The sequence below is a fragment of the Hymenobacter edaphi genome (assembly GCF_003258365.1).
In the GTDB taxonomy this organism is placed as follows: Bacteria; Bacteroidota; Bacteroidia; order Cytophagales; family Hymenobacteraceae; genus Solirubrum; species Solirubrum edaphi.
On the sequence record NZ_QHKM01000001.1, the window covers coordinates 769,818 to 780,010 of the forward strand.

Annotated in this window: 8 protein-coding genes and 1 pseudogene; 4 read left to right on the forward strand and 5 right to left on the reverse strand. The window is 64.5% G+C overall.

Features of this window, described 5'->3' with window-relative positions:
* Positions 1-299: 299 nt before the first annotated feature.
* A complete protein-coding gene (locus DLM85_RS03115) occupies positions 300-2,771 on the reverse strand; it encodes a TonB-dependent receptor (RefSeq protein WP_111477484.1) in 2,472 nt (823 codons plus the stop codon).
* Between the two features lie 171 nt (positions 2,772-2,942).
* On the reverse strand, positions 2,943-3,374 hold the full coding sequence (locus tag DLM85_RS03120) for a MarR family winged helix-turn-helix transcriptional regulator (protein ID WP_111476597.1): 432 nt from the start codon (positions 3,372-3,374) through the stop codon (positions 2,943-2,945).
* A gap of 372 nt (positions 3,375-3,746) precedes the next feature.
* On the opposite strand from DLM85_RS03120, the gene DLM85_RS03125 reads away from it, so the two are divergent.
* Complete coding sequence (locus tag DLM85_RS03125; RefSeq protein WP_111476598.1) at positions 3,747-4,073, forward strand: VF530 family protein; 327 nt, start codon at positions 3,747-3,749, stop codon at positions 4,071-4,073.
* Between the two features lie 11 nt (positions 4,074-4,084).
* On the opposite strand, the gene DLM85_RS03130 is transcribed toward DLM85_RS03125, so the two are convergent.
* Complete coding sequence (locus tag DLM85_RS03130; protein ID WP_111476599.1) at positions 4,085-5,341, reverse strand: pyridoxal phosphate-dependent aminotransferase; 1,257 nt, start codon at positions 5,339-5,341, stop codon at positions 4,085-4,087.
* 148 nt (positions 5,342-5,489) lie between these two features.
* Here DLM85_RS03130 and tsaE point away from each other — a divergent pair, with 148 nt between their 5' ends.
* The 3 genes and pseudogenes from tsaE to DLM85_RS25890 form a co-directional block, all read left to right on the forward strand.
* A complete protein-coding gene (gene tsaE / locus DLM85_RS03135; RefSeq protein WP_111476600.1) occupies positions 5,490-5,927 on the forward strand; it encodes a tRNA (adenosine(37)-N6)-threonylcarbamoyltransferase complex ATPase subunit type 1 TsaE in 438 nt (145 codons plus the stop codon).
* Positions 5,928-5,974: 47 nt separating this feature from the next.
* Positions 5,975-7,207 carry an alanine dehydrogenase gene (locus tag DLM85_RS03140; RefSeq protein ID WP_111476601.1) on the forward strand — a complete coding sequence of 411 codons (1,233 nt, stop codon included), beginning with the start codon at positions 5,975-5,977 and terminating at the stop codon, positions 7,205-7,207.
* Positions 7,208-7,462: 255 nt separating this feature from the next.
* Positions 7,463-7,762: pseudogene (locus DLM85_RS25890) on the forward strand (IS481 family transposase); the annotation flags it as partial.
* A 273-nt stretch (positions 7,763-8,035) separates the two neighbouring features.
* Here DLM85_RS25890 and DLM85_RS03145 read toward each other — a convergent pair.
* The gene (locus tag DLM85_RS03145) at positions 8,036-8,689 is read right to left on the reverse strand and encodes a T9SS type A sorting domain-containing protein (protein WP_165821986.1); all 654 of its coding nucleotides are present in this window, start codon (positions 8,687-8,689) and stop codon (positions 8,036-8,038) included.
* 10 nt (positions 8,690-8,699) lie between these two features.
* A complete protein-coding gene (locus DLM85_RS03150) occupies positions 8,700-10,004 on the reverse strand; it encodes an IPT/TIG domain-containing protein (protein ID WP_111476603.1) in 1,305 nt (434 codons plus the stop codon).
* Positions 10,005-10,193: the final 189 nt, after the last annotated feature.

Below are 10,193 nucleotides of genomic sequence, written 5' to 3' on the forward strand. Positions count from 1 at the left end.
GTCGCCCGTGGACACTGACCACCAGCGAAAAGGTTACAAGACGGGGAGGGGGAAATCAGCGGAGCCTGCCAGTGGTGGGCAAGGGCTCAACGCGCATTCCGGGGCAAAGACCACGCAGCATTACCGCCGTTGCATATTGCCAACGAAAAATTTCGTATTGGATTTAAGATATTGATTTTCAGTTAAAAATATCGTGAATGGGCGGAGGGTTAAACATGACGCGGCAGCCAGCGGCGCAGCCGAGCCGCAGGCCAGCATCGACCTGCGGCTCGGCTGCGCCTTGCCGGAGCCGACGCCCGCTAGTTGCCGCCGGCGCGCCGCTTTTCGTCCTCGGCCCCGCCGCCCCGGCGCTTGCTCGGCGCCACCTTGTCGTTGCCAAAGCGGTAGTTCAACGACAGCGTGACCACCCGCGACTCGAAGCGCTGGAAAAACCGCTCCCCGTAGTTGTCAAAGGCCACCGTCGAGCGGGTTTTGTTGGTGAAGAAGATGTCCGTTGCGTTCAGCTTCACCGTGGCCCGGTTGTGCCACAGCCCCTTCTGCACCCCAAACGACACCTGGCCCTGCCCGCGGCCCACGAAGTAGGCGTAGCGGTTGGGCGAGTCGTAGTTGGCGTTCAGGTCGGCCTTCCAGTCGTGGCCCAGCACGAAGGTGCTGTTGCTGCTCAGGTTGTAGGCCGGGCGGCCGGCGTTGAGGGTGGTGCCGGCCAGCTTGCCCTGAAAGCGGCTGTAGTAGAGCACCGCGTTGTTGTACACGCTCCACCACTTGGTAATTTCCACCGGCGCGGTCAGCGTCAGGGCGTAGTTGAACTGCCGGTCCAGGTTTTCGGTGGTCGAAACCACGGTGCGGCCGCCTTCCGGGGCGGGCTGCACCGTGCCCACGATGGGGTTGTTGGTCACGGCGTAGCTCAGCCCCACGCTGTACTTCTGCCGGAAGGTGTGGGTCAGCTCCAGGTTGTAGCTGGTTTGCGGGCGCAGGTCCTGGTTGCCGGCGCCGTAAGTCGTGGGGTTGATGTAGCTGCGGAAGGGGTTCAGCTGCCCGTAGGAAGGCCGGTCGATGCGGCGGCTTAGCGAGAGGCTGGTCTCGTTCTTGTCGGAGAAGGTGTGCTTCACGGCCGCCGAAGGAAACAGCTGGAAGTAGTGCCGGTCGAAGCGGCCCGAGTCGGCTTCCGGCCGGCCGATGGCGTTGGTTTGCTCGCCGCGCAGGCCGGCCTGCAGCGTCCACTGGGGCAGGGTCTGGCTCACGCTCACGTAGCCGGCCAGGATGTTTTCGTCGTAGCGGAAGCGGTTGGAGCGGCTCGGGTCGCGCACCAGTTCGTCGACGGCGCCGGGCCGGACGGGTACTTTGAACAGCAAGTCGTTGTCCGACAGCACCCAGCTGACTTTGCTGCCCGCCTCCAACCGGCTGGTCTTGCTCAGCGGCCGGGTGTAATCGGCCTTCACCGACTGAATAGTCAGGTCGTTGCGCTGGTCGCTGGTCAGGCGGTCCAGGGTTTCCGCGGGCAGGGTGTAACGGGTATCGAGCTGCTGGCCGCGGCGCGAGTCGTAGCGGGCGTAGTCGGCATCGGCGCTCAACTCGTGCTGGCCCAGGGAGTCCTGGAAGGTGTGCCGGAAGTTGGCGTTCAGTGAGTAGTTGGGCAGGTCGCCGTCGCGCAGGTTCACCGACTGGTAACGCTCGGTCACGTTGCCGTTGGGCGCGTAGGAAACGACGTCGTTGCTGCCCCGGCTGTCGGTTTGCAGGGCCAGCCCGTTGGCCACCACGCCCAGCACGGTGCGCTCGGAGAGGTAGTAATCAAGGCCCGCTTTCCAGTTATGGGAGCGGCCGTGGCCCACGCCCTCGTTGTCCAGAAACGAGCGGCCCGTGAGCATCCGCACCCCGTCCTGATTTACAAAAAAGTCGCGGTTGATGGTCAGCGCGTTCCAGTTGCGGCGGTCGGCGAAGGTGTAGGTGCCGAACACGTTCAGGTTCTTGCGCCGGTGGTTCAGCGACAGGCCCGAGGTAAACTTGCCGTAGCGCCCGTAGCCGTAGCTGAGGTTGGCGGAGCCGTTGGTGCCCAGCTTCTGGTCCTTTTTCAGGTTGATGGCAATGATGCCCGCGCCGCCCTGCGCGTCGTACTTGGCCGGCGGGTTGGTTATCAGCTCGATGTTCTTCACCTGGTCGGCCGGCAGGTTGCGCAGGTAGTCGGCCAGCTCGGTGCCCGTCATCGGCTGCCGCTTGCCGTCGATGAGCACCAGCAGCCCCTGCCGCCCGCGCAGCGCCAGGTTGTCGCTGCCGTCCACCGTCACGCCCGGCGAGCGGCGCAGCACGTCCAGCGAGGTATTGCCGGCCGACAGCGGCGAGTTTTCCACGTTGACCACCGTGCGGTCGGCCAGGCGCTCAAACTGCGGCCGCGTGCCCGTCACCTGCACTTCCTTGAGCTGGGTGGCCGCGCTGGCCGCCAGCAGCAGCGCCGGCACGCTCACTTTCTCGCCGCTCACACCAAACGGCCGCGACCATTGCCGCTCGAAGCCCACCTGCGAAGCCGACACGAGGTATTGCCCCGCCGGCGCCTGCTCGAAAGCAAACAGCCCCTTGTCGTCACTAAACTCGGTTTTGACGACGGTCGAGTCCTGGGCCCGGTGCAGCGTCACGGTGGCGTAGTCGATGACGGCGCCGGCTGAGGAGCGCACGGCGCCGCTCACGGTGGCCGCGCTTTGGGCGTAGCTCACCTGCGCCAGCCCGAGGCCGGAGAGCAGCAGCAAGGTGGCGCGGGAGGAAGAGTAGGAGGTTTTCATAGCAAAGAAAGGCTGGAACAGGAAAGGCAGGAAGGAGGGCAGCACCGGCCGCGCACGAGAGCCGGCCGGGAAGAAGTTGTTTTACGAATAGCTTCGTAGCAAACGTACGAATGATTTCGTATTATCAAAATTTTCGACGAAAGTCGGCGGCGGCAAGGGCGGGAGCGGGCCTTAAGCCGGGGGCGCGCAGTTCAGTGCAATGCGGTCGAGCAGGGGGCGCAGCACGGCCAGTTCTTCCTCGGAAATGCCCGCCAGGGCCTTGGTGCGGTTTTGCAGGACGATGGGCTGCACCGCCGCCAGGATGCGGTGGCCGGCCTCGGTCACGCGCAGCTGGGTGCGGCGGCCGTCGTGGGGCAGGGGGACGGCCGAGAGCAGGCCGCGCCGGGTGAGCAGGGCCAGCATGCGCGCCACCGAGGCCTGGTCCTTGAACACGCGCTCGGCAATGTCGTGCTGGGTCAGGTCGTCGTGCTCCAGCAGCACCCGCAGCACCAGCCACTGGTCGATGGTGATGTCGAGGCCGGCGCGGTCGATGGTGGCCTGGGCCATGCGCCGGTAGCTGCGGATGGCTTTGTCGAGGGCGTAAAAAACGATGGAAGAGAGCATGCGGCGCGAGATTGGGGTAAAGACTATGATATATCATAAAGGTTGCAAATGCGGATTTCATTGGGGCGGGGGCGGAGAATGGTGCGCGGGGCTGGTGTCCGGTTTTAGACCGGGATGCCGCTTCGGCCAGGGGATACAGCCAAGGACGATGCCAATTAAGTAATAGCCAATAAATCAGATGATTAATAAAATTAATCTGACAAGGGAGGCTAGAAAATCTGTCCGGAAGCGGACAACCTGTTCGGTAACGTGCCGAGCTGGCCGCCGCCCGCAAACAGCCGCGCCAGGACGGGCCCCGGCCGCCGCCGGGCGGGCGGCGTCAACGACCTGCGGGGCGCCGCGTACTTTTGTCCCGGTCAATTATTTTCTGCCATGCCCGCCCATCCCGACGAAGCCCGCGACGACAACGGTTACCTCATCCGCGAACTGCACGGCGTCAAGCTCGCCGAAATCCTGAACTACCTCGTGCAGCACTACGGCTGGCAGGAGCTGGACCGGCTGATCCGCATCAACTGCTTTGCCAACAACCCCACCATCAAGAGCAGCCTGAACTTTCTGCGCCGCATGCCTTGGGCCCGCGAGAAGGTCGAGCAGCTCTACATCGACACCCGCACCGACGAAGTGCTGCGCCAGCAGCGGGAAGGCACCAAAAAAGCCGCCGGCCCCGAAGGAGCCGGCGGCCAGCAGCGCGTCGGATGACGTGCTGAAGACTACTGCAGCGCGTCCAGCGCGGCTTTCAGGCGGGGCAGCGCGGCCTGAATCGACTCCAGGGAAGCCCCGCCCACCGAGGCGCGGAACCACGGGGCGGTGGGCGCGGTGCCGAAGGCGCTGAAGGGCACCAACGCCAGGCGGGCGGCACCGATCAGGTAGGAGGTCAGCTCCTGCGTGGTGCTGAGCACCTGCCCGGCGGGCGTGGTTTTGCCCAGCACGTCGAGCTTGATGGTGAGGTAAATGGCGCCCATCGGCTCGACGGCCTGCACCGGGTAGCCCTGCTGCTGCAGTTCCTGCAGGCCGTGGTAGAGCGCGTCGAGGCTGGCCTGAATTTTAGCGCGGAAGCCGTCGACGAAGCCATCGACCTGCGCCTGCTGGGGCAGGTAGTGGGCGGTGGCCACCTGCTCGGCCTTGGGCGCCCAGGCGCCGATGTGGCCCAGAATGGCCTTCATCTTGTCGATGATCAGGCTGGGGCCGAAGGCGTAGCCCACGCGCACGCCGGTGGCGGCCAGGGCCTTCGAGATGCCGTCGATGTAGATAACGTACTCGCGCAGCTCGGGGCGCAGGTTGACCGGGTCGAAGTGCTCGGTGTCGCCGAAGGTCAGTAGCCAGTAAATCTGGTCGTACATGATGTAGAGCGGCTTTTCGTCGGGGCCGCGGCGCTGGTTTTCGGCAATGACCAGGTCGCAGATTTCCGCCAGGTCGGCCCGGGAGAAGACCGTGCCGGTGGGGTTCAGCGGCGAGCAGAGGGCCAGCAGGGTGGCGCCTTCGAGGTGCGGGGCTACCTCGGCGGCGGTGGGCATAAACTTGTTTTCGGGCCGGGTTTCCACCAGGCCCTGCCGGGCGCCGGAGAGGTGGCAGTAGTGGTTGTTGTTCCAGGAAGGCACCGGGAAAACCACTTTGTCGCCGGGGTCAATCAGGGCCATGTAGGTGGCGTAGATGAGCGGGCGCGAGCCGCCGGCCACCAGAATGTCGTTGGGCGAGTACTGCAGGCCGAGGCGGGCGTCGAGGAACTGGCTCACCGACTGGCGCAGGTCGAGCACGCCGTTGGCGGGCGGGTAGTTGGTGTTGCCGGCCTGGTAGGCAGCGGTAATTCCGGCCTCCAACTCGCCGGGAATCGGGAAAATGCCGGAGTCGAAGTCGCCGATGGTGAGGTTGCAGATCTGCTCCCCCTTGCGGATCATGTCGTTGACCTCGTTGCCGATTTTGATGATTTCGGAGCCGATGAGGCTGCCGGCCATTTTGGAAACTTGCATGAAAATGGGTGCTGGTACGCGTTGCAAACGCGGCGGCCCCGGCCGGGCCACGGCGCCGCAAGTTAGACGCTCAAACGGTTTTTGGCCGGAAAAGTCGGGCCGGGGGTCGATTCGGCACCAGCGGCGTTTCCCTGATACCTTTGCGTCCATGCTTGCCGATATCGACATTCCGACGCTGGCCGCCCTGCCCGCCGCCGCCCAAGAGCTGAAAGCCGCCCTCGACGCCGCCGGCTGCCCGGTGGTGCTGTTGGAAGGGGAGATGGGCGCGGGCAAAACCACCCTCATCAAGGCCCTGTGCGCTTCTTTAGGCGTGCAAGACGACGTGAGCAGCCCCACCTTCTCGCTGGTCAACGAGTACCGTGACGCCCGCCAGCGCCCCGTCTACCACTTTGACTTCTACCGCATCGACTCCGTCGACGAAGCCCTGCGCATGGGGGCGCAGGAGTACTTCGATTCCGGTTATCTTTGCCTGATCGAATGGCCCAGCCGCGTCGGGCCGCTGCTTCCGCCGGATCGGCTGCTCGTCACCGTGGACGTCACGGGGCCCGAGTCGCGCCGCGTCCGGGTGCAGCGCGAGGCGGACTGACCCCGACCGTTACGCCCGCCCATTTTCGCTTCGACCACCCCTCCACAATGCCCGACCAGCTACCCCCCGGCTTTTCTTCGCTAACCGCGCCCAGCCGGGCCTACGTGCCCCAGGAATCCATGCTGGCCGTCGAAACGCGCAAGCGCCGGCTGTTCATCGGGCTGCCCCGCGAAACCTCGCTGCAGGAAAACCGCGTGGGCCTCACGCCCGAGGCGGTGAAGCACCTCGTCAACGAGGGCCACGAGGTGGTGCTGGAAAGCGGGGCCGGGGAGCCCAGCAAGTACTCCGACCACGACTACTCCGAGGCCGGGGCCAGCATCGTGTACACGCCCAAGGAAGTGTACGAAGCCGACCTCATCCTGAAGATTGCCCCGCCCACGCTGGAGGAAATGGAGCACCTGCACGCGGGCCAGACCTTGATTTCGGCCCTGCAGCTCGGCTCCCTGTCGGTGGAGTACCTGCTGGCCCTGCAGCGCAAAAAGGTCAACGCCATTGCTTTCGAGCTGATCAAGGACCCCTCGGGCGCCAAGCCGGTGGTGCGGGCCATGTCGGAAATTGCCGGCTCCACCGTCATGCTGGTGGCGGCCGAGTACCTGGCCCTGGGCAACGAGGGCAAGGGCATCATTCTGGGCGGTATCACGGGGGTGCCGCCGTCGCAGGTGGTCATTCTGGGCGCCGGCACAGTGGCCGAGTACGCCGCCCGCGCCGCCATCGGGCTGGGGGCCGACGTGAAGGTGTTCGACAACCACCTCTACAAGCTGCGCCGCCTCAAGCAGAACCTGGGCGCCCCGCAGCTGTTCACCAGCACCTTCGACTCGTTTACGCTCAACCAGCAGGTGCGCCGCGCCGACGTGGTTATCGGCGCGCTGAACGCCGAAGAGGGCCGTATTCCGTTTATGGTGGCCGAGGATGTGGTCAGCACCATGTCGCCGGGCTCGGTGATTATCGACGTGAGCATCGACCAGGGCGGCTGCTTTATGACCAGCGAAATGACCTCGCACGCCCGGCCGGTGTACCGCAAGTACGACGTGATTCACTACTGCGTGCCCAACATTGCCTCGCGGGTACCGCGCACCGCGTCCAACGCGCTCAGCAACATCTTCACGCCCATTCTGCAGGAAATCAGTCAGCAGGGCGGCATCAACGAGGCCCTGTTTGCCGACGAGCATTTCCGCTCGGGCGTGTACCTCTACAAAGGCTCGCTGACCAACGCCATGATTGCGCGCAAGTACAACCTGCGCTACAAGGAGCTGGGCCTGATGATTGCCGTGCGCAACTAGCGCCAGGCGTTTGCAGCTAGAAGACGCGGATAAGTGCCACTCGCAGCCCTGAAGGACTGCTCGGGTGAACTAGCCGGCATCACGGGACACGCCGCTGTAGCGAAGATGCCCCTTCTTTGCGAAGTGGTTCATAACAAGCGCTTGAGGTATAGTTCCAGCGCGTGAAGGCGGGCCTTTTGATGCCATTTTTCGCACCGCTTTACCGAACAAGTACTTCACGACAGCGCCCGCGCAACGCAGGTAGTACGGCGCGCTATCCAGCGTAATCAGGAAAGCCTGGCTCAGCGCCGCGGCATCAATGCCAAGACCGTGGCCAAGTGGCGCAAGCGCCGCTCTGGGGGCTACACCAGCTTCTGCGGCGCTCAGCCCAGCGGAGGCGGCTTTCGGACAGCACACGCAACTGCCGCTGGACGACGGCCTCGACGCCCTGCAGGTCACGATTCCACGCCTGACGCGCTCGGCCCTGCTTCCCTTGTTCCAGCGGCACGGCATCAGCCGCTTGCCCCAACAGAGGAAGGCCAAAGCCCGGCCAAAAAGAAGTTTAAAACAGCTCCACGAGCCCCTGGAGGTCTTGCTGCTGGCCTAAAACCACGCCAGGCGCCGGAAGACCTTGCGTGGCCTTACTCCGCACGAGTTCGTCTGCGTGCAACACCAGAAAAACCCGGCTATTCTCACTCGGGACCCGACCCAGCTCCCCTGAGACTATGCACTACCTACGTGCCAACCAAAAGCCCCAATGGAGCAACTCCATTGGGGCTTTTGAGTGAGGTCCACGCAGTGCGGGTGGTGCTTGCTGACGCTGGTTATGGCATCGAAATGCCCCAGCCGTTACTCTACGATTACGCTACGGACGGCTGTTGCTTTTCCCGCTAGTATGCGCAGTACGTATACCCCCGGCGCAAGCCCGCGGGTGGAAACCCGCAAGCTCGCTCCCGCCTGAGCCAACGGCTGAGCGGGCTCCTGCCTTAGCTGCTGACCCAGGCTATTGTAGAGGATAGCGCTTACTTGGTGGGCACCCGCTACAGCCGGCACTAGTACCGTAAGGTCGGTGCCAGCCTTGGCCGGGGCAGGGTAGATTTCCACGTTGAAAGCGCCAAGGGCCTTGGCAGTTTCCAACGGCGTGGCACTCGGCTCCCAGTTTAAGTAGAAGCGGTTGCGCCAGGTGCTGGCGCTGTTGGCGACGAGGGCAAGGGCCCCGCCGGTATTGGTTAGCAGCACCTGCTGGCCGGTTTGGCCATCCACCAGCGTCAGGCGCGTACCGGTTAGCACGTTCAGCGGCTCGGCTTGCAGCAGGTAAGTGCCGGCCGAGGGCACCCGGACAACCAGCGGGATGACCGTGGGCTGTGTAAACAAGGGCAGCCCATTGATGCTCAACTCCTCAGTAGCCGCCAGACTGCTTAGCTCAAGCCCGTTCGGGTTGTGCAGCTTGCGGGCGTCGTAGCGGGCATCAAGGCCTAAACCAGCTCCAGCTTCTTCGTACACGTAGGCGAAGTCACGCTCGGCAACCGGGCTTCCGGACTGGCCCAGGCTGAGCTGTAGCTGAGGCCGAGTATCGGAAGTACCCCGGGAAAATGGATTTGACGATGTTACCGAAGGTAGAGCTGGCGGCAAAAGAGCCCGCTATGTACACGTTGCCGGCGGCATCGGTAGCCGTGGCCGAAACGTCACTGTCGAAGGGAACCAGCGTCTCCCAGCTGGGGGCCGCCGCCGCCGCATGCACCACAAAGCCGCTGGCCGAGGTGGTGCCACCGGTGGTCGTTACCGTCACGGGGAAGGTGCCGGCCGTGGCCACGGCCGAGGCGGGCACCGCGGCCGTCAGCTGCGAGTCCGAAAGGTAGGTCGTGGGCGGGCTGCTGCCATTGAAGCTGACGCTGGCTGAGCTGGTAAAATTGCTGCCCGTCAGCGTGAGGATAAAGGCCCCCGCGCCGGCCGTAGCGGAACCGGGGCTGAGGCTGCTCAGCGTGGGGGCCGGAGCCGTTACGTTGCCGCTGACTGCGGCCGAGCGGCTGGTAGCTCCCGGGCTGCTCGCCGTCACGTTGCCGGTGAAGGCGCCGGCCGTGGTGCCCAGCAGGCGCACGTATACCGGCGTCGTATTGACCGTGCCGCCGCCGGGTGTCAGGTTCACGCTGCTGGCATAGCCGCTGCCGCTGCTCAGGCTCACCTCGTAGCCGGCGGGCGCCGCCACGCTAAGGGCTGCTGCAAGGTTGCTGCCACTCACGTTTAGCGTCTGGGGAACCGAGGGCGTGCCCGTAGTGGTGCTAAAGGTGGATAGCGCAGCGGGCGACAGGTTCAGCGCGGGCGTAGTAGAGGGGGCTGCATAGTCGCTGATGCTGATGTCGTCGATGTTGATGCGCTGACCCGCTACCTGGTTGATATTGCTGATGCGCACCCGCACGTTGCCAGCCATGTTTGCGCTGAACGTGAACGTTTGCAGCGCCGACGTCAGGCCCACGGCCGGGCTGATGGTGCTGGTAACGTTGGTGTAGCTGGCGCCCCCGTTGTCGGATACCTCCACCTTAAGCGCTCCGCCGGTATCAAGGTTGAACAATGCCGCTTTCAGGCTGATGGTGCCCGCGCCGTCCGGCTTATCGAAATTCATGGCAATGGAGCCGTCCCGGACCCGGGCCGCCCGGGTGCCGTTGAACTTGTCCTGCGCGGTGTTGGTACCGATCAGGGCATCGGTGAAAAGCCACGTGCCGTTGGTCAGCGTCACCAGGCCAGCGGGGGTGTAACCGGTCCGAACACCGGCTTCCATGTCTTCCACCACGCTCGTAGTCGAGGCCGCCGTGAAGGCCATGCCGCTGCCGGAGGCGCCTGGCGTGGCTGCCCTCCTCGCGGTGCCGACCGAAGCCCCGTGCGTGGCTTTGGTGACGGTGGCCGAAGCCGGCCGGGTTGGCGTTTGTGCGTGGGCCAGGGAGGCCCACAGCCAAACAGCAAAAAGCCAGGGTAGTTTTTCATGCAGTTAGGAAAGATGATCGAAATGCGG

Coding starts and splice junctions, on each gene's coding strand:
- DLM85_RS03150 (WP_111476603.1), bottom strand. CDS start 10,004: ATGGCCTTCACGGCGGCCTCGACTACGAGCGTGGTGGAAGACATGGAA.
- DLM85_RS03115 (WP_111477484.1), bottom strand. CDS start 2,771: ATGAAAACCTCCTACTCTTCCTCCCGCGCCACCTTGCTGCTGCTCTCC.
- tsaE (WP_111476600.1), top strand. CDS start 5,490: ATGCTTGCCGATATCGACATTCCGACGCTGGCCGCCCTGCCCGCCGCC.
- DLM85_RS03130 (WP_111476599.1), bottom strand. CDS start 5,341: ATGCAAGTTTCCAAAATGGCCGGCAGCCTCATCGGCTCCGAAATCATC.
- DLM85_RS03120 (WP_111476597.1), bottom strand. CDS start 3,374: ATGCTCTCTTCCATCGTTTTTTACGCCCTCGACAAAGCCATCCGCAGC.
- DLM85_RS03125 (WP_111476598.1), top strand. CDS start 3,747: ATGCCCGCCCATCCCGACGAAGCCCGCGACGACAACGGTTACCTCATC.
- DLM85_RS03140 (WP_111476601.1), top strand. CDS start 5,975: ATGCCCGACCAGCTACCCCCCGGCTTTTCTTCGCTAACCGCGCCCAGC.